The 22,952-nt window shown below is 50.2% G+C and carries 15 protein-coding genes; 12 read left to right on the top strand and 3 right to left on the bottom strand.

The features are described 5' to 3' along the window. The first annotated feature begins 3 nt into the window (after nt 1-3). Complete coding sequence (locus GCU39_RS16785) at nt 4-3,138, top strand: InlB B-repeat-containing protein (protein WP_193726518.1); 3,135 nt, start codon at nt 4-6, stop codon at nt 3,136-3,138. Nucleotides 3,139-3,243: 105 nt separating this feature from the next. On the opposite strand, the gene GCU39_RS16780 is transcribed toward GCU39_RS16785, so the two are convergent. Continuing rightward, the gene (locus GCU39_RS16780; RefSeq protein WP_152394568.1) at nt 3,244-3,369 is read right to left on the bottom strand and encodes a sporulation protein YjcZ; all 126 of its coding nucleotides are present in this window, start codon (nt 3,367-3,369) and stop codon (nt 3,244-3,246) included. A 238-nt stretch (nt 3,370-3,607) separates the two neighbouring features. Here GCU39_RS16780 and GCU39_RS16775 point away from each other — a divergent pair, with 238 nt between their 5' ends. The 5 genes from GCU39_RS16775 to GCU39_RS16755 all read left to right on the top strand — a co-directional run bounded on the left by GCU39_RS16775 (nt 3,608) and on the right by GCU39_RS16755 (nt 10,256). Next, nucleotides 3,608-5,704: a serine hydrolase domain-containing protein gene (locus GCU39_RS16775; RefSeq protein ID WP_152394567.1), complete on the top strand. Its 2,097-nt coding sequence runs from the start codon at nt 3,608-3,610 to the stop codon at nt 5,702-5,704. 124 nt (nt 5,705-5,828) lie between these two features. Beyond that, complete coding sequence (locus tag GCU39_RS16770) at nt 5,829-6,512, top strand: response regulator transcription factor (protein WP_152394566.1); 684 nt, start codon at nt 5,829-5,831, stop codon at nt 6,510-6,512. 13 nt (nt 6,513-6,525) lie between these two features. Then, nucleotides 6,526-7,608, top strand: coding sequence for a sensor histidine kinase (locus GCU39_RS16765; RefSeq protein WP_227793235.1), 1,083 nt, complete (start codon nt 6,526-6,528; stop codon nt 7,606-7,608). Then, the gene (locus GCU39_RS16760; RefSeq protein ID WP_152394565.1) at nt 7,568-8,341 is read left to right on the top strand and encodes an ABC transporter ATP-binding protein; all 774 of its coding nucleotides are present in this window, start codon (nt 7,568-7,570) and stop codon (nt 8,339-8,341) included. The genes GCU39_RS16765 and GCU39_RS16760 overlap by 41 nt, the downstream gene beginning before the upstream one ends. Then, entirely contained in the window at nt 8,328-10,256 is a 1,929-nt protein-coding gene (locus tag GCU39_RS16755; protein ID WP_152394564.1) for an FtsX-like permease family protein, read from the top strand. The genes GCU39_RS16760 and GCU39_RS16755 overlap by 14 nt, the downstream gene beginning before the upstream one ends. Before the next feature lie 400 nt (nt 10,257-10,656). On the opposite strand, the gene GCU39_RS16745 is transcribed toward GCU39_RS16755, so the two are convergent. Next, nucleotides 10,657-10,977, bottom strand: coding sequence for an ArsR/SmtB family transcription factor (locus GCU39_RS16745; RefSeq protein ID WP_152394563.1), 321 nt, complete (start codon nt 10,975-10,977; stop codon nt 10,657-10,659). A 260-nt stretch (nt 10,978-11,237) separates the two neighbouring features. Between GCU39_RS16745 and GCU39_RS16740 the strand changes: the two genes are divergently transcribed. From GCU39_RS16740 to GCU39_RS16730, 3 genes are all read left to right on the top strand, one after another. Then, complete coding sequence (locus tag GCU39_RS16740) at nt 11,238-11,978, top strand: VanZ family protein (RefSeq protein ID WP_227793234.1); 741 nt, start codon at nt 11,238-11,240, stop codon at nt 11,976-11,978. Between the two features lie 229 nt (nt 11,979-12,207). Continuing rightward, nucleotides 12,208-16,593: an S-layer homology domain-containing protein gene (locus GCU39_RS16735; protein ID WP_152394561.1), complete on the top strand. Its 4,386-nt coding sequence runs from the start codon at nt 12,208-12,210 to the stop codon at nt 16,591-16,593. A gap of 119 nt (nt 16,594-16,712) precedes the next feature. Continuing rightward, the gene (locus tag GCU39_RS16730) at nt 16,713-17,921 is read left to right on the top strand and encodes a response regulator (protein ID WP_193726517.1); all 1,209 of its coding nucleotides are present in this window, start codon (nt 16,713-16,715) and stop codon (nt 17,919-17,921) included. On the opposite strand, the gene GCU39_RS16725 is transcribed toward GCU39_RS16730, so the two are convergent. Beyond that, nucleotides 17,845-19,638, bottom strand: a complete 1,794-nt coding sequence (locus GCU39_RS16725; protein WP_152394559.1) for a cache domain-containing sensor histidine kinase — start codon at nt 19,636-19,638, stop codon at nt 17,845-17,847. The two genes, GCU39_RS16730 and GCU39_RS16725, sit on opposite strands and share 77 nt — an antisense overlap. A gap of 233 nt (nt 19,639-19,871) precedes the next feature. Between GCU39_RS16725 and GCU39_RS16720 the strand changes: the two genes are divergently transcribed. From GCU39_RS16720 to GCU39_RS16710, 3 genes are all read left to right on the top strand, one after another. Further along, complete coding sequence (locus GCU39_RS16720) at nt 19,872-21,170, top strand: ABC transporter substrate-binding protein (RefSeq protein ID WP_193726516.1); 1,299 nt, start codon at nt 19,872-19,874, stop codon at nt 21,168-21,170. A gap of 81 nt (nt 21,171-21,251) precedes the next feature. Continuing rightward, nucleotides 21,252-22,130 (top strand): carbohydrate ABC transporter permease, encoded by an 879-nt coding sequence (locus tag GCU39_RS16715; protein ID WP_227793233.1) that lies wholly within the window; start codon nt 21,252-21,254, stop codon nt 22,128-22,130. Then, the gene (locus GCU39_RS16710) at nt 22,130-22,948 is read left to right on the top strand and encodes a carbohydrate ABC transporter permease (protein ID WP_152394556.1); all 819 of its coding nucleotides are present in this window, start codon (nt 22,130-22,132) and stop codon (nt 22,946-22,948) included. Before GCU39_RS16715 ends, GCU39_RS16710 begins: the two co-directional genes overlap by 1 nt. The last annotated feature ends 4 nt before the right edge of the window (nt 22,949-22,952 follow it).

Genomic DNA, 22,952 nt, shown 5'->3' with positions numbered 1-22,952 from the left:
AACATGCATTGGAAGAAACTAATTTCGATCATACTTACGGTCAGCATGATTTTGTCTTTCAGTACGGTAGCCAGCGCCGGACCGCATCCGGTGGATCCGACAAGCAAGGTCAGGGTAAGCGGCGCGGAAGGGTATCCCGGACAGTCGGTCGAAGCGGCTGTGTATCTGACGCCGATTGATTTAATTAATCGATATGATATTACAATCTCATTTGATTCCGAGTCCCTGGAGCTGGTGCAGGGCGATGAAATTACGAACGATTTAGGCGTGGGTGATTTAGGTGATACTTTCGATGCGGATCTGTCCCAACCGGGTACGGTGAATGTCCAAGCCGATCTCGTTGAATATGCGATATTCACAGAAGATACGAAGGCGTTCACCCTTCATTTTAACATCAAGAATACCGTACAGCCCGGTGAACTGGCGCTGCATGTCACCAAGCATGATCTTTATGAAGGAGAGCTACCCGCATCCACGACTGTGGAAGCAGGCAAGATCACCGTCTTGAACGGGGCGCATACCGTGACGTTCGATTCGCAAGGCGGCAGTCTGGTTGAACCGAAGTATGCGAACAATGGAGTGCTGATTAGCGAACCGTCGGTACCGACGAGAGCCGGCTACACATTCGCAGGTTGGTATACGGAACCGGAAGGGAGCCATGCGTGGCAATTCGCGACAGACGCGGTAACGTCCAGCCTGACGTTATATGCGCAGTGGATGCGCAACGCGGCTCAGATCGCAATCGGCGCGAAGAGTGGCACGCCGGGATCTACGGTGGACGTTCCGGTAACGGTAGCCAGCTCGACATATGGCATCAGCGCTTACGGGCTCCAAATCGATTATGACCCGGCAGCGTTGGAAATATCGAAGATTACGGGGGAAGCGGGAGACTATTTCGATTCTAACTATGATAACAACACAGGATGGCTGCTGGCCGCGTGGGCGGATAGCGATGGCGGGGATACGCCGATTGCCTCAGGAGAGAAGCTATTCACGATCAGCTTCAAGATTAAGAGCGACGCGGTGACAGGTGATAAGCCGTTGAGTGTGCAGACGGGAGATCTTAGCAGGTTCTCGCTTGTGGATTCGTTCCTGAACGAAATGGAAAAAACATTAACGCCAGGCAAGGTTACAGTCACTGAGGCACCAGCGGTGCAATATTCGGTGACATTCGATTCGCAAGGCGGCAGCTTGGTCAGCGGCGTGACCGTGGACAGCGGCACGACTGTCAGCGAGCCAACAGCGCCGACGAAGGCGGGCTATACGTTCGCAGGCTGGTACAAGGATGCAGCGGGTGCGGAAGCGTGGAACTTCGCTACGGATTCGGTGACGTCGAATGTGACATTATATGCGAAATGGACGGCGATACCCGCCTTGCAATACATGGTGACGTTTGATTCGCAAGGCGGCAGCTCGGTTAGCAGTGTGACCGTGAACAGCGGTGCGACCATCAGCGAGCCGACGGCGCCGACGAAGGCCGGTTATACGTTCGCCGGCTGGCATAAGGATGTGGCGGGTTCGGAGGCATGGAGTTTTGCAACGGAACCGGTCACGTCGAATGTGACGTTATATGCGAAATGGACGCAGATTCCGGCTGTGCAATATACGGTAACATTCGATACGCAAGGCGGCAGCTTGGTTAACAGCATGACCGTTGATAGCGGTGCAATGATCAGCGAGCCGGCAGCGCCGACGAAAGCGGGCTATACGTTCGCCGGCTGGTACAAGGATGTGGCAGGGATGAGTGCGTGGAGATTCGGATCGGAGTCGGTAACAGCCGATGTGACGCTGTACGCGAAGTGGACGCGTAATACTTCGAATAGTTCGAATACTTCTTCGACATCAACGAATGCAACCCCAGCAGCCGAGAAGCCTTCCGGCCTCCAAGTCATCGTGGACGGCGTGGTGAAGGAGCAGATTGCTGTTGGTGTTACGACCAAAGAGAATGGCCAGAACGTGCTGACGGCGACGGTCGATCAAGCCAAACTGGCGGAACAGCTGCAGCTAGCTGCAGACAAGTCCACCGTGGTTATTCCCGTGACGACTGGCGTGGAGAAAGTGTCTGTAGTACTGACCGGCGAAGCGGTGAAGAGCATGGCGGCCAAGGAGGTTATCTTGGAGGTGCAGACGCCATACGGCAACTACAAGCTACCGGCGCAGCAGATCGCGATTGAAGCGGTCTCCTCCCAATTGGGAACACAAGTTGGGTTGTCGAGCATTATCGTTCATGTTGATATTGCCAAGAGCGGTGAGGCTACCGCAGTTGCCGCTGAGACTGCGGCAGCACAAGGTCATTATTCGATCGTGGTTCCGCCTGTTCAATTCAGCGTAACGGCATCGTACAATGGCAAAACGGTAAGCGTAGAGCGATTCAGCAGCTTTGTAGAACGCGAAATTTCGATTCCCGCCGGCGTTGATGCAAGTAAGGTAACAACGGCGGCAGTCGTGAATCCGGATGGCAGCGTTCGCCATGTCCCGACGTTCGTTACGACGCGGGCAGGGAAATGCTACGCAGTCGTGAATAGCCTTACGAATAGCGACTACGCACTGATCTGGAATCCGAAGACCTTCGCAGATGTTGAGGGACACTGGTCGAAGCAAGCCGTGAACGATATGGCTTCGCGCATGATTGTCAACGGGGTGGATGAGCGCCGTTACGACCCGGATGCATCGGTTACACGGGCGGAATTCGCCGCCATCATCGTGCGGGCGTTGGGCTTGGCCGACAATGGCAGCAGCGCTGCGTTCATCGACGTGAAGTCCGGCGACTGGTATGCGGGAGCCGTGGCGAAGGCAGCAGCGTATGGTCTGATCGAAGGCTACAAGAACGAGACGTTCGGTCCTGACCGGACGATTGCTAGGCAAGAAGCATTCGTGATCCTGTCCCGGGCGATGAAGCTGGCAGGGCTCGATTCGGCAGCGAGCGATGCAGAAGCTCTGCTGTCCCCATTCACGGACAAGATGGATATCGCCTCTTGGGCAAAGCCGGCCGTTATCACGGCGGTGAAGAACGGTCTTGTGGAAGGTTCGCCGGAAGGACTCGCGCCGCGGGGCAACCTGACCCGGGCTGAGACTGCGGCAATTGTAGAGCGGTTCTTGATCCGCGCGAAGCTGATCGATCATAGAATCGGCATGTAAGCGGCAGAAATACGCAGCAGCACAGGAGCATAATCACCAGCAGATCATATGATGAAGCAAAGCCCCGTACAATCGTACGGGGCTCATTGCATTTATAAGAAAGAATTAGTAGCCTACTCCACCAAAACCTCCAAAACCACCCATGCAACTGCAAGCGATGATGACTAACAAGATAAACAGTACGAGAATTGTGCCTGTACTTGTAAATGCTCCACCAACAAGACCTGACATGTAAGCACCTCCCTAATTTGTATACTCGATATGTTATGAAGGCTGCGCTCACTTTGTCTGGGTAGTTGTTACTAGGGATGGCTGTCCGTATTCGATAAATTTTCAGGCAGCTGTTCTCTTTCCGAATCCCTCCAACATGACGAATATGTCACATACGTCGGCTGATTTATCACCTGAATCGAGCGACGGTATGTGCTGCAGCCGATACAATGAGGGTGTCGGAATCGCTTGAATATGCATGGCGGTTCAATGGGAAGTGACAAGGAGAGGATATGAATTGGATAACAAGAAGACAAGAACACGAAGTACGTTATGGATTGCTCTGCTGGCACTAACGTTAATGGGCGATTCCGTAGCGTACGGGGTACCGTCTGCGTCGAAAGGAGATGCTTCCAGCGAGCAGCATTCAACAGCAGCAATTTATACAGGCGGACCGCGTGAGGTGAGCGAAGTTGAGGCGTTTCTGGATGCTTTTTTTGCTCGTGAAGATATCCAGAGAAAGGCCGGTGCCGCAGCGATATCCGTTGTCCGGGAGGGAAAAGTGCTCGTCTCTAAAGGCTATGGCATAACGGATCAGATGTCGAAGTCACGGGTAGACGCGAGCCGTTCCACCTTCCGAATCGCTTCTGTATCGAAGGTGTTTACCGCGGCGGCTGCACTGCAGCTCGTTGATCAAGGGAAAATCTCGTTGAAGGATAACATTGAGAAGTATTTGGATGGGTATCGCATATCTAATCCATTCGAGACGCCTGTTACGATCGAGCATTTACTGACGCATACGACCGGCTTTGAAGTAAGAGAACCATCGGATGGCAGTTATTTGATGGATCCTTCCGTGAAGCCGATCTCCTTACAAAAAAGCATTTTCGACGTATTTCCTCCCGTCGTTCGGGAGCCCGGCACGTCATACATGTATGATAATTTTGCAACGCGACTGCTGGGCTACATCATTGAGCAAGTCAGCGGGGAGCCATTCGGGAGCTATATGACGGAGCGTTTGTTCAAGCCGCTTGGCATGACTTCAAGCAGCTTCAGCCTAACGAAGGAGTTGGCTGGACGTCTAGTTACTTCATACGATGCGGAGAATAACCCGCTGCCGTTCTTTGATTTGTCGCCGCGTGAATGGCCTGAGGGCAGCATGATCTCAACGGCCTCTGATATGGCATTGTTCATGAATGCCCTTCTGAACGAAGGACGGGCACCTGATGGTACGAGGATCCTGTCGCAAGAATCCGTGCGGGCGATGTCGACGTACCATGTGCTTATCCATCCGAATGTGCCGGATATGACATATGGATTTGAATCGCCAGTGGATCTTTCCCATACGAATGGTGAAGCCGTGATTTCCAAGGGAGGGGATATCCTTGGATTTAGCTCGCTATTGTGGCTCCTCCCAGACCGTAGAACGGGGGTTTTCGTTGTTTACAATACGAATCAGGATTTGCGCAATGACCTATTCGCAGCATTTATGGATCATTATTATGCTGATCGCCAATCGACATTCGGCCCAAAAGGTTATCAGAAGCAATCCAAGTTTGCGCTATCCAAGCTCGAAGGACTGTATTCCGATCTACGGATCAAAGTATTCACTAAAGTTGAAGTGACGGGAGATGGTGCCATTAGGGTAAGCGATGTCTCAGGCCGTCACCAACTGAAGCAGGTCGATGATCTGCTGTTCGTGGATGAAGAGGGTAAACCGCTTGCTTTTAAAGAGGATGCAGATGGTCAAATTGCTTATATGAAATACGCCAACTTATTCAGTTATGCTGCGAAAATACCGGCCAATCAAGAGGGCTTTCCTGACGTCTCTCCTCATCATCCCTATGCGAGCTATATTCTTGGCCTGAAGTCCCTTGGTTTATTGGAAGATGACCGAACGAAGCCGTTCCTACCGGATCAAGTCGTTACCCGCGGTGCGTTCATCCATGCGTTCAACGCGATATGGAGTCTTCCGGAGTCTTCCAATTCGCCCGTATTTAAAGACATTGCCAATTCTCCGTATCGTGGCGATATTCAAGCCTCTGTCGAAGCAGGCCTATTGCAGGGGGCTGCGGATGAAGCATTCGAGCCAGATCGTCCGATTCGTCGTGAAGAAGCAGCCGCAATCGTGTTCCGATTATTAGCTGGAACGGGCATTCGGGTGCCGGATGCCACTGCAGCATTAGCTCCCGGTACTTCGGCATGGGCGGTCGATGCTGTCAGTTCTGCTGTTACCTGGAAGCTGTACGGGCCAGAGGTGGCTTCATCGGACGGCATGTTCGACTACGGCTCCCAAAGGGCACTCCGTAAGCAAGAGATGGCGGCGCTGTTCTTCACGATGCTGCTGCCGGCATAAGGTCTTGAGGGGATCATTTCCCCTCTTTTGGCATGGAAGTTAAGCGTGATATGATGAGGACAGCTACGGATGGATTGCTTCATGGTCCTATATCCGCGCGGCAATTGCGGGGAGGAATATCTGGATGGATTTTACGATATTGATCATTGAAGATGATGCTGCAATATTTCGTTCCTTGAAGGAGCGTTTGGAGCAATGGTCTTTTCATGTCGAGGGACCGGCGCGATATGATGATGTGATGAATACCTTTATTGAGGTGAAGCCCCAGTTGGTTATCATCGATATACAACTTCCCATGTATGATGGATTCCATTGGTGTCGAGAGATTCGAGCGGTATCGAAAGTGCCGATTCTGTTCCTGTCCTCGCGTGATCATCCGCTTGATATGGTGATGGCGATGAATATGGGGGCGGACGATTATATTCAGAAGCCATTCCATATGGACGTATTGATGGCCCAGATTCAAGCCATCTTACGCCGGACGTACGCGTATGGGGAGGAAGCGGCAGATCTTTTGGAGTGGAACGGCGCCGTTATCGATATGACACGCGGGCTGATCCGTAAGGATGGACAAGATGTAATCTTAACGAAAAATGAGTTCGTTATCCTCGCTGTTCTTGTCAAAGCGAAGGATACCGTGATTACTCGCCACGATCTCATTCGGAGACTCTGGGATGATGAGCATTTCGTCAATGACAATACGTTGACTGCGAATATAACGAGGCTGCGGCACAAGTTAACCATCTTCCATCTCGAAGATGCCATTGTCACAAAGAAGGGGCTAGGCTATATGGCGGCCACGTTATAAGGAGGCGATGATTTTGTTACTTCGTTATTTGATGGATCGAAAGAGCTGGATCATCTTCTACCTGCTTTCCTTATCCTTCGTAGATCTGTTGATTTGGATCGACAACGGGATTGCCGTCCAAGCCGTCTCTTTACTGTATTTAAATGTGCTTCTTATTCTAGCGCTCGTTATCTTCCTGGGATGGCGCTTCCACGTAGAAATGCAATATTCAAGGGCTCTGGCTGACCTAACCGTAACGATGGATGATGATTGGATGATCGCATTACCCACGCCTCAGTATCATCATGAAGAAGCAGCCAATCAACTCTTGCGAACAGCGGGACAGTGGACATTGCGCAGACTGTCTGAAGTACAAGCCGTTCAGGCCGTGGAGAAGGACTATGTTGCTTCTTGGGTGCACGAAGTCAAAGCGCCATTGACAGCGATGAAATTGACGATCGATGCTGAGCGGGGAAATCCGGTCATGCGCAAAATGGAATTGGATTGGCTGCGCATGCATCTGCTCATCGATCAACAATTGTACATATCACGATTACCGTCGCTCGAAGCGGATTATGTGTTGGAGCAGACGGGCATTCAGCAGCTAGCAGCTATGGAAGTACGTGAACTAGCTTCCTGGTGCGTAGAGAAGAATATTGCCGTAGAATTCGAAGGCGAAGAGGTCATAGCGACGACGGATCGCAAATGGTGCCGTTTTATCCTCCGTCAACTGTTGACGAATGCCGTCAAATATAGCCCTGAAGGCGGTATGATTGTGCTGTCGACGGATATGACCCCTCAAGGTCATGTCAGGTTAACGGTCAGAGATGAAGGTGCGGGCATTGCAGCCCATGACTTGCCTCGAATTTTCGATCGAGGGTTTACCGGTGAGAACGGGAGGATGCAGAATGCGGCAACGGGACTCGGACTTTATTTGGCCCAAACGATTGCGCTGAAAATCGGGATCAGCTTGGGTGCAACGTCGGAGCTGCATGCAGGAACGGAAATGGAGATGATCTTTCATACAGTGAATACGTTCGAACGTCGAGGACATCTAGTTGGAGGTGAGCCGGACGATGCTGCCCAAAACCGTGCTTCAAGCACAACAAGTTCGTAAATCGTTCGGTGGGAGGGGCAATGTTCAGCAGGTGCTAAAAGGAATTGACTTACGGATCTCGTCGGGCGAATTTGTCGGGATCATGGGTCCTTCCGGGTCAGGCAAGTCCACCTTGATCCAAGTGCTCGCGACTATTGACCAAGCGACGGCAGGGGAGATACGGATCGATGATACAGATGTCACGAAGATGTCAGACGCTGAATTGTCTCGTTTCCGGCGCAGCAGACTCGGGTTCATCTTTGAGGATTACCGACTCCTGGACACACTGACCGTCAAAGAGAATATCATGCTGCCAATCTCACTTGGAAAAATGAACAAGGAAAGGGCTGAGGAAGCATTTCTAGCTCTTGCTTCTGATCTTGGCATTCTGGATATCGTTCATCAGTACCCGCATGAAATTTCCGGCGGCCAGCGTCAGCGAACGTCTGCGGCTCGCGCTTTAATCCATCATCCTTCTATCGTTTTTGCGGATGAACCGACAGGCGCGCTGGATTCGAAATCAGCCGCAGCGCTGCTTGACGTGCTGGAGGACATGAACCGGCGTCGCAGCGTTACGATGCTGCTGGTGACGCATGATCCCGTTGTTTCGAGCTATTGCAGTCGTGTCGTGTTCCTGAAAGACGGCATGCTGTACTCCGAAGTCTATCGCGGGAGCAAGACGCGGCAGACTTTCTTCCAAGATATTATTAATGTGCAGGCTGTGCTTGGAGGGAACCGCGTTGACACCTTTTGAGCTTATCGTCCGCAGTGTGCGTGAACATATGAAACAGGACTATCTCTATGTTTTCTCGCTGATAAGCAGTACAACGCTATATTTCGTATTCGCAGTCTTACAGCATGATTCTTCCGAGATAGCTGCGGTCTTCGGTGATGTTCAATTCGTATTGCTGATCCGTGTGTCAGGCATTTTGCTGCTTGCAATTGTAGCGCTATTCACGATCTACGCGAACAGCATTTTTCTGAGACGCCGTAGCAGAGAAATCGGACTGTATCAGCTGGCAGGCATGACGCGCAGACAAGTAGGGTCGTTGCTCATGACAGAGCATGTCATGTTGGGCCTCGTCGCGCTCCTGATCGGGATGGGCATGGGGACGCTCGTGTCCCGGTTATTTTTACTTATTTTGATGAAATTGATCGGAATCGAAAACGGCGTCGCCGTCTCTTTTTCCACCTCAGCCGCTCTTCAGACCGCTATCGCGTTTATAGTACTCAATGGTATGACCTGTATCCAGATTTTGTACAAGATTCGCCGTGTATCGCTGCTTGACATGCTCCGAGCTGAGCGACTGGGAGACCAGCCACGACAGCCGTCAGCGAGATGGTCCGTCCTGCTTGGGATACTGAGCATCGTGCTTATCGCAATGGGTTATATATGGTCTGGAATTATGCCATATCAGAGTCTCATGCTGCATACGCTGATCATTCTTGTTTCTATTATCCTCGGTACCTACCTGCTGTTTCGTGTAACGTTAGGGAGACTGTTCTACCAGATTCGCAGGCGCAGGAATGGTCAGCTCGGATTGAAGAACAGCCTATCCCTCGCTCCGCTCATGCATCGGATGAGAGCAAATGCGTGCTCACTCACCATCATTACGGTTCTATCCGCAGTGACACTAACCATGTTAGCGGTCGCTTATTCGCTGTACTATTCGGCCGAGAGCGAGTCCCGAGCCATGCTGCCGTTTGATTTTGTGTTTGAGAATCAGGTGCAAGACGCGCAGACATTTCGTGCTTCTTTGGAGCAAGCAGGCATTCCGTATGTTCATCATCCGGTGAAGGCCTTGCGGGTGACGGGTCAGTTGAACGGTGAGGAGGGGCAGACGATGCTGCTGCTTGCAGCAGAACATCTACATGCAAGTAGTGTGGATATTCGTATGCCGAAGCTAGGTGAAGCCGTCTGGTATAAGGGACAACGGAGGGGAGACAGGGGACTGGACCAAGAGGATTCGCAGCATCCTATCGAATTAGTAGTGCGCGAGACGAGAGTTCCTATTCCAATAGCCCGAAGTGTGGATCGATATGCGATGAATTTCAATTTGAATGGCAACCAGTTGGTCGTTCGCGAAGCGACGCTTCAGGCTATGATCTCCCAGATATCGAATCGATCCCGTGGCGAATCGAAATGGATCCCAATCGATACGTTCCGAATTCTGGTGAACCGTGATCGTGCAGCGGCATCGTATCTCTATAAGCCATATGTCCATTCCATAGGGGGCAATCAGGACTTTTACTCCTATTCTCAAACTTCACATCAAAAATTTGGCCTCGTCATTTTCGTCGCCGGCTTTCTCGGGCTTATTTTTCTTATCACGACGGGCAGTATTCTCTATTTCAAACAAATGGCCGAGGCAGAGCAGGAACGGAACAGTTACAGAATTCTGCGACAGCTGGGATTTGAGGAACACGAAATATTGGGTGGGATTATTCGTAAGCAGCTAATTGTGTTTGGGATACCGCTGGCAATTGGGCTTACCCACTCGATTTTCGCTGTCAGAGCCTTCTCGGCTTGGACTTTGTCGGATATCGTGTTTCCAGCAGCGATCGCGATGTCGATTTACACAATCATATATTTGATATTTGCCGTACTCGCATACGGATATTATCGTCGTATCGTGAGATTAGCGTTGCAGAACTCTCCAATGTACTGAACATAGCAAGAAGAGCAGGAAGCAGAGACATGTACCATGTCTCTGCTTCTTATTTTTTGCAACTTTAATGCGGATTGGGATGAGAAATCAGAACACCGTATTGTTTGAAAAAGTTCATAATGGCATTGGCATCCATCGGTTCATCTAATCAGCGATATATTATCGCCAGCACGAAGCAGCGGATCTTCGGCAAGATTATCTACGACAGTCCGTACCCGTAAGGAATCGAAAGGAGCTGCTTTCTTCGGTGATCTTCCTCCGAGCGCAATATGCATCCCCTACAATTAATACCATTTTTTTATTTATGGCAGCTAACCTCCACTTAAATGTTCATATGTTTGAGTTTTTCGACATAAAAAGTATGAAAAAAGGAATGACATGTGCTGTCAGGCGAATGACCTCAGCACTGGCATTCCTTCTCGACAAAATGGACAAGCTGCTTCATGAGCCCGATCACTTCGTCGAATTCAAGGCTGTAGAACATCTCCGTGCCTTTCTTCTGAACCTTGAGCAGTCCTGATTGCCGCAATATTTTCAAGTGATGAGAGACGGTAGGGCGCGACATCGGAATATGTTCTGCGATTTGCGTCACATTCAAATGCTCTTTGTTGATGAGCAGCGCGACGATTTGTTGGCGAACGGGGTCTCCTAGTCCTTGAAAATAAGGGCTTAAATTCTCGAAAATTTGGATCGCTTTCTCATTACCATTATACTCGCTCATGGCTCACTCCGTTAGAATGTTTAATTATTTAAACGTATCATAATGCATTTTCATATCAAATGCAACCGGAGCATATGATCATCCTTCCCACGCACATTAGAAATGGTTCCAGACGACCGTCTCTTCCTTGATCTTTAGAAAAATTTAAGCGTTGCTTATCGAACCCTTAAGCTTTCGTCTCTACAATGGGATCAAACACAACGATGTCGCGATATGCAGTCAGAAAGGAAGTCATCATGTATCAAGGGAAGTTACGGAAAATGACTATAGTTTTATTCGTTTTATATACCCTATTAGTGCTCTATTTTATGTTTTTCGGTTTTAATCGAACGGCTTTTACGCACACGGCAGGCTTGCGGTATGACTTCATCCCTGATGGAATTCCGCTGCACTTTCCCGTGGGAAGAAGTTTTGATGGTTGGTTTTTTGAACTCGGCAATTTTATCGCATTTATCCCTTTTGGGGCCGTTATTCCGCTTCTGTACCGTTGTTATTTTATTCGATTCATCACTTTTTTTGTGCTGTCCATTACGATGCTTGAAGTCATGCAAATGTTTACTCAGCTCGGTGCCTTCGATACTGACGATATTCTGATTAATTCCTTGGGGGCCGCGGTCGGATACTGCGCGCAGCGCTTGGTATCCCGGGATCGAGATCAACTGAAGGGCATCTGCCGAATCATCTTCATCTCGATTGTGTTGTCGGTGAGTTTCGTTCTCCTGATTGGCAGCATGAACGCTTATCTAGAGAAGGAGAGGGGTGAAGTCATCGCTCTCCATGAGCTAGAGGTACAAGAAAGAACCGTACTGTGGGCCGATCCCGTTTTGAGTTTTACAGTGGAACACGACAATACAAGAACCCAGTTGCAAGGGGAATATTTGAAAATACGAGATCCAAATCCGGCTACAAATGTTGTATTATGGGATATTGCTCTTGCAGAAGTAAACATGGGGCAAAAGATCGTGAATCGTATAAAAGAGATTATTGCATCGCTATTCTGAAATAAGCTCCCGCACAAGGGAAGCTTATTTTTTTGTTCGGTATGAATGTAGAAATAAGTACGTATTAGCGTAGATTTGGTACATGTGAAAGCTAAAATGACTTGGATATAATTAAGCCAAAATGATAGCGCTTGCAAAATGAGATATGAAGGGAGGCGTTGCTTTTTTTAAAAGATGAAATGCAGAAGCGAAGGTAAAGTTGCACTATTTTAATAGGGGGGATTTACCCATGAAGAAAATCGTGGCCATGTTAATGATAATATGTCTAGTCCTATCGATGGCACCGGGCGTATCGCTGAGTCCGGTGATTCACGCGCAAGATGCTTCACCCACGAACCTCGTGCAAAATGCGGGGTTTGAGGATGGAACGGAACATTGGAGATTTGACCCGCCTGACAAAGCGGGCGTGTCCAAGAACGCGATGCATGCGGGGCAATTCAAAGGATGGGTCGACCCGAGTACGACGGATAGCGTATACGCGATCTCGCAGGAGATCACGATACCCGATAGCGGAATCTATGCTCTCTCTGCTTACGCGGCGAATTATCAACCGGGGGGCTCGATGGCGATCAATGGCAAGGCATACCCTTTCGAAGCTTACGGTGGCAGTTACGTTCGAGTTGAACTGCCGAATTTACCTTTTAGGAAAGGCGAGAAAGCAACGATTACGTTTACGAGTGGATTGTCGGGTTGGCTAAATATCGATGACGTATCCTTGGTTCCTACTTCACGGAATCTATTGGCTGAAGTGCAATTCGACGGCCAACCGGCAGCATCCTATAATCTTTTCGATACGGACAATTCGATTGTGCTGCCGAAAGGTACCGCTCAGGCACCTCAAGTAAGCGCTAGATTAGAGGAATGGGCTGTAGCAGCAGGAGCCGAGCTAAGTATTGAACAGGCGACAGAGCTGCCAGGAGAAGCGAAAATCCAAGTAACGATGGGCGGTGTAACGACGACCCATACAATCTCTTTCAACGTGATGAGCAATGATCGTCCGCTCCAATCGATCATCTTCTCAGCGAGCGAGACAACCTTGCCTCTCGATGGATTAACGAAGCTATCGTTGACGGGGATCCTAGAAGACGGTAGCCAGATCGATTTGCTGGAGGATCCATTCACTCGCGTTGAATTCGACGCCCCAGGCCGCATGTTTATGATCGGCGCGCATGGCGAAGCAAGGGCAGGCACCTATAAAACGGGGGATGTCGAGGTGAAAGTGAAGGCAACCCGAGAGGGCCGCGTATTTACGGATACGCTGACGTTCACGATCAAGCCTGAGCCGGCCCGGCCTTATGTTAGGGATTATACGCAGACGTTAACGATGAAGTTGTTCTTGGGAAGCAACGGGAAGATTGACCTGAATTTAGAAGAAGCGTTAGACATCATTAAGCGCATGGATAACATGACGCGGGGAATTCCGAAGATCATCTATTTGGTCGGATGGCAGCATGACGGCCACGATTCGAAATATCCGGATTGGAATGTCGTGAATCCAGGGTTAAAAAGAGCGCAAGACGCTACAGCGCTCGATAGCTTGAAATGGTTGATGGACGAGGCGGACCAATACAATACGACCGTCAGCCTTCATATCAATATGACGGATGCCTACAAGGATAGTCCGCAATGGGATGAATTCATGGCGAAGGATCTCATTCGCAGGCAAGAGAACGGCGATCTGATCGAAGGCGGCAAATGGGTAAGCGGACAGAGCTATCGCATTAATCTCACGCGGACGTGGGAAGCGGGCGTCTTCCAACGCAATATCGATCAATTGCTCGATATGCTTCCTCATCTGAGAAAGGGAGGGACGATCCATATCGATGCGTTCGTAACCAACTACGTGCCCGGCGAGCCGAATCCGGATGCCTATTCCGATCCATACCATAAGACGACCTTCCGACAAGACACGGAGACGCAGAAGAAGATCATTCGGTATTGGCGCGACCAAGGGTTGGATTTTACAAGCGAATATTTCGTGCAATACCGTGGCGATCCATTGTATGGCCTGCAACCCATGGCGTGGTGGGCTGATTGGTGGACGATGGATCAGATGGATTTGCCTGCGAAGGTGGCCGTTGGCGGTCGAGGCGGGAATGAATTGCTAGGCATCAGCATGCACGGCGAAGACATTGTGGCGAAAGATAAAGAACGGCTGACAGGTTTCCTGCCTGAATTTATGAATACGACGTTGGTATGGCAATATTTGAATCAGCTAGACCGCATTTCATACGACAGCGCGACCAATACTGTGCAGTTCTCGGAAGGCGTGACGAGCTCCAAATCCGGCGACATCCGAACCGTGAAGCAAGGCGATGTCATGTTGGCCGACGGCACGGACGTATTTGTCCCCGCCTTATGGCGTAAAGATGCGAAGGAGATCATTGCTTTTAGCCAAAAAGGCTATGAGAATCGAAGCTGGAAGCTGCCGGCTGATTGGGCAGGCGTCGAAAAAGTGCATTTGTTCGAGATCGGCATGGGATTGCCGAGACTTATTCAGAAGGATATGGCTGTCGTGGATGGACACATAACACTGTCCTTGCAGGCAGGGGAAGGGGTCTATATGATTCCGGCAACGGGCGACCCCATCCCGATGGACCCGATTCAGGACATGGCGGCAGGCATGACAGCGATCCCTGCGCCCGCTAAGAATGCGATAGCGCTAACGTTGCCAAGCGTTCCTGCAGGGTATGAAGTTCGGATTGCGAAGTCGGATCGGATGGATGTCATCGATCTCCTAGGGAAAATCGTTCCGCCGACGGAAGATACGCCGGTGAGCCTTGTTCTGGAACTTAAACGCCAAGCTGATGGGATAACGACGCACACCGCTCCAATCACGGTCGTGGCACCGGAAGGAACCATTAAGAATATCAAGATAACCTACAGCCCGGCAGATGCCGTGTTAACAGGGGACAGCAAATTGCGGAGCTCGAACAGCTTTATGAAAGGCTACGCAATCGGATATGTAGGTGGTTCGAAAGACAACACGGCCGCCTACGAAAATGTAGTCATGCCAGGCGACAGCCTCTATGATGTGCAATTGGAATACGCGACGGCGGTACCGCGATCCGTCTTCCTTCGCATCAATGAGCAGGAAGGCATCGAAGTACCGTTAACGGGTCCGGATTGGAACACGCCGCAATACAAGACGATTCAAGTAGCATTGAACAAAGGCATAAATCGGATCACGCTGTACAATAATGACGGCCACGCGCCAGATATGGGTGCGGTAACGATCTCGTCGGTTAGTCCCTACATGGTTGCGAATGCGATTACGTCCATTCCAGCGCCAGCGAAGGGAGACAAGGCTTTGACGCTTCCTAAAGTTCCGTTCGGGTTCACGGTCTCGGTCAAATCCTCGGATCATGACGCGATCATTCAATCGAATGGGAAGATTGTCCCGCCGACAACGGATACGACAGTTAAAGTCATCTTGGAAATTACTCGCAATTACGATGGAAGCCAAGCGGCGACACAAGCGATCGACGTGGTCGTGCCTGGCGTTGTCCAAATCGTCAAAGTGGATGCCGTTTCGGTTGAGACCATGGTTGACAAGGCTCCTGTTCTGCCGACTAGCGTTATGGCAACCTACTCAGACCAATCCCAAATGAAAGTGGATGTGGCATGGGATTCGATTCAACCGAGCCGCTATGCTGCAGCTGGCACATTCGAAGTCAATGGAACCATCGCTGGGACCGCAATCCGAGCTGTCGCCAAAGTTACCGTGAAGCCATCCGATTCAGGGCATAACGGGGGAGGTGGGTCTGATGGCAGCGGGTCCAATTCGAATTCATCTGGCACGTCGACGGTAAAGCCAGAAGTAAAACCTGTTCCGGAAACAAAACCGGAGCCGTCAGGGCAAGTGATCGAGATTCCATTTCAACCTTCCGCCGAGCAGCTCAGCGCACCTGGTTATGTATCCGTGGTGAAAGTGAATCAAGACGGAAGCAAAACACCGGTCGTCTTTAGCATCTACGATCCCCAATCGGGCATCGTGAAGGTGAGGGGCTCCAAAACAGACGTCTATGAAGTGGTGTATACGCCGAAGAAATTTAGAGATTTAGCGAAGTTCGCGTGGGCAGAGGAAGCGATTGAGACGCTTGCCGCATCAGGGGTATGGCAAGGCATATCCACGGATCAATTCGGACCGCAGCAAGGGCTAAAACGCGGGGATCTGGTCAAGATGCTCGTGAATCTATTCCAGCTGACAGCGGACACGGATGCTAATTTCTCGGACGTCAACAAGGCGGCGTACTATTACGAGGAAGTTGCCATTGCCAAGAAACTAGGCCTGATTCAAGGCATGACAGCAACAGCGTTTAAGCCAGAGGCCGAAGTTACGCGCGAGCAATTCATGGTGATCGTCGAACGGTTTTTTCGTCAGCAGAAGCTCATCTCATCAGGCGCTAATGAAACCGTATTAGATGCCTTTGCAGACCACGAGTCCATCGCAGGTTATGCGAAGAGCAGCGTGGCGGCGCTTGTCGAGCTGAACTTGATCCAAGGAAGCAATGATCAGCTGCTGCCGCGACAAATCGCCAATCGAGCGGAAGCGGCCATGTTGTTGTATCGCATCATTCACTTCTCTGTAACGAAATCGACTGCACGTCCATGAGCATTGCCGCATGGAATCATCGTAAGCGCCTTCAAGGGCGCTTACGATCGTTGTATACTTATGGAACAAGCTTAATCAGAAATACATCTCAAAAGGGTCATGGAACAGGAGTGGCGAAGATGAAAATCATCATTGCGGATGATGAGCGATTAGCCAGAGCCAATGTAAGAAGCATGCTGGAAGAATTGGAGATGCCTGTGGAGATTATTGGAGAGGCGAAGGACGGGACAGAACTTGTAGAACTTATCGCAGCAGGTCAACCTGATGTCGTCTTTGTGGATATAAGAATGCCTGTCATGGATGGCTTGAGCGCGATTGAGCATACCGCACATGCTGAACAAATTCAATGGGTCATTATTTCCGGTTATTCGGACTTTGCCTATGCGCAGCATGCGATCAAGCTGCGGGTCGTCGACTATTTGTTAAAGCCCGTCGATCCCGATGCCTTTAGGGAATGCATGTCGCGTTTATGGGATAATCAGCGCAAGAAAATAGCAAGGCGCAATTTGGAGTTCGAGAAACAGCTCATGTCTGTTCTGTACCTTTCGCGTTCAGAAGACGAAGTCGCTGCGGATTCGCGAGGCATGCACGAGAATTACACGGCTTATGCATTAAAAGTCGATCATCTTCCGCCCGCCGAGGGTGGTCATGAGGCATTCTATGCATTTATGGATCGGATGAACCAAATGGAGATGAATGGGCAGCAAGCGATCCATATCCGAAGAGCTTTGTTGATTCTGCCTTCCGGCGAAGCCGTGGTCATCCTAGCGAAGCAGGAGACGCATCCGGACGCATCCGGCGACTTCATCAAGCAGTACGAGAAGGAAATGGAACACATCGCGGCTCGTTACCGTACGCCAAACTTTGCCGTGGCTATCGAGCCGTTGGCTAGCGCCGTCTCTTTTCAGGAATTGATTCAGAAGCTGCGCCGCCATCAAGAGAAGGCGGAAGAACAGCTTCAGGCTGACGCTATTCCGGCAGAAGAGGCCGCGCCGCCTGATTTGATTCAGCAAATGCTCCGTTACATCCATCAGCGTTATACGGAGGATATCGGTATTGGCCAAATCGCGCACGAGCTGAACGTGACGCCGAACTACCTCAGCACCCTGTTTCATCGCAAGCAGGGGGTCACGTTTATGAAGTATTTAACGGCGACGCGGATGAACAAAGCGCGCGAAATTTTGCTAAACGATCCACAGATTCGAATTCATCAAGTGGCGCAGCAGGTCGGTTATTACAGCACCCGGCATTTTACGCGTCTGTTCGTCGAGTATTTCCGATGTTATCCATCGGAGATGCGGGATCAGCCTCATCCGGCGACGTTTTAATGTGAAGGGTTACTTCGGTCCCGACTTCACGGATGCTGTTGACGGTCATGGACGCGTAGGGATAGGCCATCTCAAGTCGTTCTCGAACATTCGAAATCCCTACGCGGTCTTGCTTCTCGAGTTGGTCAAGATCGAATCCGGCCCCCGTATCGGTAACTCGAATCAGTATATTGTTCGGTTCGTTCTCATGGATCAGCTCCGCCTTGACCGAGACGCGGCATGCCCGGTTCACGCCTTCCACGCCGTGAATGATACTATTCTCCACCAAAGGCTGCAGCAGCAGCTTCGGAATGCGGACGTCTTTCGTTCTAGGATCATAATCCAACTGGAAGGTCAGACGTTCATCGAAACGAAGCTGCTGAATCTCCGCATATCGCTGCAGGAACAAGAACTCATTCTCTAACGTATCCCAGTCGTTTTTACTTAAGGTATATCGCATCATGCCGCTCAAGGACAAGATGGCTTTTTCCAAGGTTTTGCTCTCCCCAGCCCGGTTCAGTGCCATAAATCCGTTCAGCGTGTTATAGAGAAAATGCGGTTGAATCTGCGACTGTAAGGCTCGATATTCGGCGTTGCGCTTCGCAAGCCCTGTTCGGTATTCTCGGATGATGGTGTCATTCAATTGCGATATCATTTTGTTCAAGCGATTGCCAAGATATGCGATCTCGTCTTGCCCTTTGATCGTCACGCTTTCGTTCATGGATCCATGCTGCACCTTGCGCATCACGGCGCCCATCTGCAGAATGGGCTTCACGATGGAACGGGACAAATAAACATAGAACAAGGCTGTTAAAAGGAGACCCATACAAGTCATGACGATGGAGATGAGATTCAGATTCCTGATTTTTGACGTGATTTCGCTTTGCGATAGTAGAACGTTGACTCTCCATTCCGAAGAGGGAATCCGTTTGGAGATCGTCGTATAATTTTTTCCCTGGCTCTCGATGAGCTCATGATCGGCTATGATTTGTTCTGCCGTGCCGGCCGTCAGCGGATCGCTGGAATAGATCAAGTTGTTATAGTTATCAAAAATCGTCACGATTGAACTCACGTCAAAGGATACGTCGCTTACGATCTCATCGAAGATGTCATTGTCGGCATCTGCCATGATCACGGCCAGAGGCTTCTGCGTATCTGGATCTTTAATGAGACGAGCAACGGAGAATACAAGCTGGTCCTGCGAATTTTGCAAATAGTCCCGTCGATGCGGACTGATAAAGGTTGCCTTGCCATTCCGAAGAATCGTTTGCTTGTACCAGTCCTGGGCTTTATATGGGAAATCCGGTATCGGTTGCGCGACTTCATAGCGGTCGGTAGCGTAAACCGATTGATCGGCCGTGACGAGAACCGTGCCTAGAATATCTTTGCGCGTATTTTGGAACATGATCATCTGCATCTCGTGCAGCGTGCGATCGGCTACCAATTTATTGTAAACGCTAACATGATTCTGGTCGGAACGGGCTTTGATCTTTAAGGAAGTCAAAATATCGTTCTGAAGAAACGGCGTAATGGTCAGCCGCTCCAGATCGTCCATATATGTCTCGATACTCCGCGTAATCGCGGTCAAAGTCCCTTCCATCAGGGCTTCTTTGTCTTTCTCCATGACGCGTTGAAAATAGATCGGATAGATGATGCCTAGAATGAGTTCGGGAATCACGATCGTGATCAATAATAACAAGGTTAATTTTGTACGGACAGATGTATAGAAGAAATGCATTGGCTCAGCCCCTTTTTGCGATCACGCTGTATCAATCATATTGTCGCCGCCCGAAGTGTGATTTGGCAAGAAGATCGAGGCAAAAGTGTAGAAATGGACGCATGAAATCGTAGATCTGCAGCGGTGTGTAGAAATCGTCACTGCCTATCGTAGTTCTGTGGCATTTGGAAGCGTCTTCATGGGTGCTATAGTGGAATTGTAAACAAGAACTGAATCTCATGGGGAGGGTCCATATGAAAAGATCAAAATGGCTGATTCTACTCTGTGCCGCTATGCTGACATTTTTATCTGCATGCGGCGGGGGAACTAGCGAGCAGAAATCAGATTCGAATGGGGTGACTTCAGCGCCTGAAGCATTGAAAGAGAAAGAAGTGCGCATCACTGTATCCACGAATGTCGTTGGCGAGCAAGCGAAAGTATTGCAGCAAATTACGGATAACTTCATGAAGGATAATCCATCGATCAAAGTGGATTTCAGCGCGCCGGGCAAGGAATATGAGAATACGATGAAGGTCAAAATGGCGTCGAACGATATGCCGGACGTCTTCGCTACCCATGGTTGGGCGAAAGCGCGCTATGGAGAGTTCCTGCTGGATCTGTCGGGTGAGAGCTGGGCTTCGAGCGTGAATGCCGCGATCAAGCCGCTCGTGACGGACGCTTCGGGCAAATTGTACGTGCTCCCGATGGATCAAGATAAATCGGGCCCAGTCTTCAACGTCTCCGTCCTCGAGAAATACGGCGTACAAGTTCCGACGACGTATGAAGAGTTCCTGGCCGCATGCGAGACGATCAAAACCAAGAGCAACGGCGAAGTGGTGCCGATCCATATCGGCGGGGCGGATGCTTGGCCGATCGGACAATATTTCGATTTCTTCGCGACGCCGCTGTTGATCAGTTCATCGCAAAATTACGGTTCGCAATTGCTGGACGGCACGTTCGATTGGAGCAAGTTCGACCAGCTGCCGCAAATGTTCAAGGATCTTCAGACGAAAGGGTATCTGAACAAAGACGTCTTGACGGCGAAGTATAACGATTCCGCGAAGGCCTTTGCCGACGGCAAAACAGCATTCGGCATCTACGGTCCTTATTTTATTGAGGAAGCGCAGAAGATCAATCCGGATTTGAAGGCAGGATTGATGCCGATTCCATCCGTCGTGGCAGGCGATACGCCGACGTTCGCAGGGGGCGAGAAGACGACTTGGGGCATCTGGAAAGACTCGAAAAATATCGAGGCGGCAAAAAAATATGTGGCGTATTTCGCCAAACCCGAAAATGTTGCGCTGGTCGCAAAGTCCAATCAACTACCTCCGGGTCTTGATGGGGTATCCACGGATGCGGGACAGCTCTCAGAGTACTATGACCGGTACAAGGATATTCGCGTAATGCCGTTCTTCGACCGGGAGTACATTCCGAACGGGATGTGGGACGTCATGTGCAAGAATGGCCAAGATCTGCTCGCGGACGGCATCGATGTGAAAGGATATACCGCGAACATGAAGCAGGAATATGATCGGCTGAGAGCAGCTCAATAATAACAGTGAAGCAAGAGGAGGACAGTCTCGTGCGGCAGCATGCGTGCGGTCCTCCTTTCTTCTTTCAACGAGGTGAGATTCATGAAGCGACGGATGCAATCCAAAGGGTTAATAAACTTAATGTATGTTCCGGCTGTCCTATTGTTTGCTTTGTTTATTTTCTATCCATTTGTACAGGGGATTCGGGTGTCATTTACCGATTGGAACGGTTACTCCCAGAACTACAATTGGGTTGGGTTCGACAAGTATAAAATGATGTTCTCCGATAAAAACGTATGGATCACGATCAAAAATACGATCATCTACGGGTTCGGTAGCACATTTTTTCAGAATATACTCGGTTTGGCGTATGCCTTATTCCTCGATTCGCGCATTCGGGGGAAAGGGCTGGTTCGAACGATCGTTTATTTACCGGTTATCATTAGTCCGCTCATCATGGGCTATATTTGGTACTTCTTCTTCCAATACGATGGAGGGGCTGTGAATGACGCGATCGGTCTGTTCGGCCTTGCGCCGGTGGATTGGTTGTCGAAAGGGCCTGTTGCCGTATGGCTGATTACGTTCGTCAATACGTACCAATACATGGGGACCGCGATGATCATCTATCTTGCCGGCCTGCAATCCATTCCGAAAGACTACTATGAAGCGGCCTCCATTGACGGGGCAGGCGGGTGGACGAAGTTCCGAAGCGTCATGCTTCCGCTGCTGATGCCATCCATTACGATCAATATTCTGATCAATATTATTGGCGGATTGAAATTGTTCGATGTCATCGTAGCGATGACGAATGGCGGTCCGGGCTACGCTTCCTCCTCCATTTCCACGATGATGTACAATCTCTACTTTGCAAGGCAGGATGCCGGCTACGCGGCAGCGCTCGGCAATACGATGTTCGTGATGATTGCGATCGTCAGCCTGCTGGCCCTGTTCTACTTGAAGCGGAAAGAGGTGAAGATGTAATGAGGAAATTTCTCCATGGACTGAAGTATGCCGTATTGCTCTTCATTGCCTTTCTTCATGTCATTCCGTTCTATGTCTTGATTAATATGGCGCTCAAGCTGCCGACAGAGACGACCTCCAAGTGGCGCTTCCCCGTTCACGTCTCGTGGGATAACTTCGCGAATGCTTGGCGAGAAGCAGACTTGTCGCGAGCGATCTTCAACAATGTGTTCATTACGGCTAGCGCGGTCGCGCTCGTCGTCATCGTCGGCGCTTTGGCGTCATATCCCTTGGCAAGGCATCAGAGCAGGCTCAATACGATCATCTACACGGTGAGCGTAGCTTGCTTAATCGTTCCTGCCTTAACGATTCTCGTGCCGCTGTACAAATTCATTGTCGATCTCGGCGGAATTAATACATATTGGGCCGCCATTTTGACGCAAGTGACATTCGCATTGCCGATGACGATATTCCTGTACACGGGATTCATCAACACCGTTCCACGCGAGCTGGATGAAGCGGGCCTCATCGACGGAAGCAGCCGGCTCGGCATCTTCTTCCGCATTATTTTGCCGCTGCTGAAGCCCATTACGGCAACCGTCATCATCATTATGGGTGTCCAGATTTGGAATGACTATCAATTCTCGATCTTCTTCTTGCAGAAGGTGCAGGTGCAGACGATTCCGGTTGCGTTATCGCAGTTCATCTCGCAGTTCTCGAACCAGCTGAATTGGGTCGCGGCGGGATGCTTGATCGGTATGATGCCGATGACAGTCGTGTATTTATTTTTGCAGAAATATTTCATCAAAGGGATGGCCGATGGCGCGATCAAAGGGTAAAGCC

The sequence above is a fragment of the Paenibacillus guangzhouensis genome, assembly GCF_009363075.1.
GTDB lineage: Bacteria > Bacillota > Bacilli > Paenibacillales > Paenibacillaceae > Paenibacillus_K > Paenibacillus_K guangzhouensis.
Note: the sequence above shows the minus strand (reverse complement) of the source record. Positions and strands in the feature narration are given on the sequence as shown.

Coding starts and splice junctions, on each gene's coding strand:
- GCU39_RS16730 (WP_193726517.1), top strand. CDS start 16,713: ATGAAAATCATCATTGCGGATGATGAGCGATTAGCCAGAGCCAATGTA.
- GCU39_RS16720 (WP_193726516.1), top strand. CDS start 19,872: ATGAAAAGATCAAAATGGCTGATTCTACTCTGTGCCGCTATGCTGACA.
- GCU39_RS16775 (WP_152394567.1), top strand. CDS start 3,608: ATGGCGGTTCAATGGGAAGTGACAAGGAGAGGATATGAATTGGATAAC.
- GCU39_RS16780 (WP_152394568.1), bottom strand. CDS start 3,369: ATGTCAGGTCTTGTTGGTGGAGCATTTACAAGTACAGGCACAATTCTC.
- GCU39_RS16740 (WP_227793234.1), top strand. CDS start 11,238: ATGACTATAGTTTTATTCGTTTTATATACCCTATTAGTGCTCTATTTT.
- GCU39_RS16710 (WP_152394556.1), top strand. CDS start 22,130: ATGAGGAAATTTCTCCATGGACTGAAGTATGCCGTATTGCTCTTCATT.
- GCU39_RS16725 (WP_152394559.1), bottom strand. CDS start 19,638: ATGCATTTCTTCTATACATCTGTCCGTACAAAATTAACCTTGTTATTA.
- GCU39_RS16745 (WP_152394563.1), bottom strand. CDS start 10,977: ATGAGCGAGTATAATGGTAATGAGAAAGCGATCCAAATTTTCGAGAAT.
- GCU39_RS16770 (WP_152394566.1), top strand. CDS start 5,829: ATGGATTTTACGATATTGATCATTGAAGATGATGCTGCAATATTTCGT.
- GCU39_RS16715 (WP_227793233.1), top strand. CDS start 21,252: ATGAAGCGACGGATGCAATCCAAAGGGTTAATAAACTTAATGTATGTT.
- GCU39_RS16785 (WP_193726518.1), top strand. CDS start 4: ATGCATTGGAAGAAACTAATTTCGATCATACTTACGGTCAGCATGATT.
- GCU39_RS16760 (WP_152394565.1), top strand. CDS start 7,568: ATGCTGCCCAAAACCGTGCTTCAAGCACAACAAGTTCGTAAATCGTTC.
- GCU39_RS16735 (WP_152394561.1), top strand. CDS start 12,208: ATGAAGAAAATCGTGGCCATGTTAATGATAATATGTCTAGTCCTATCG.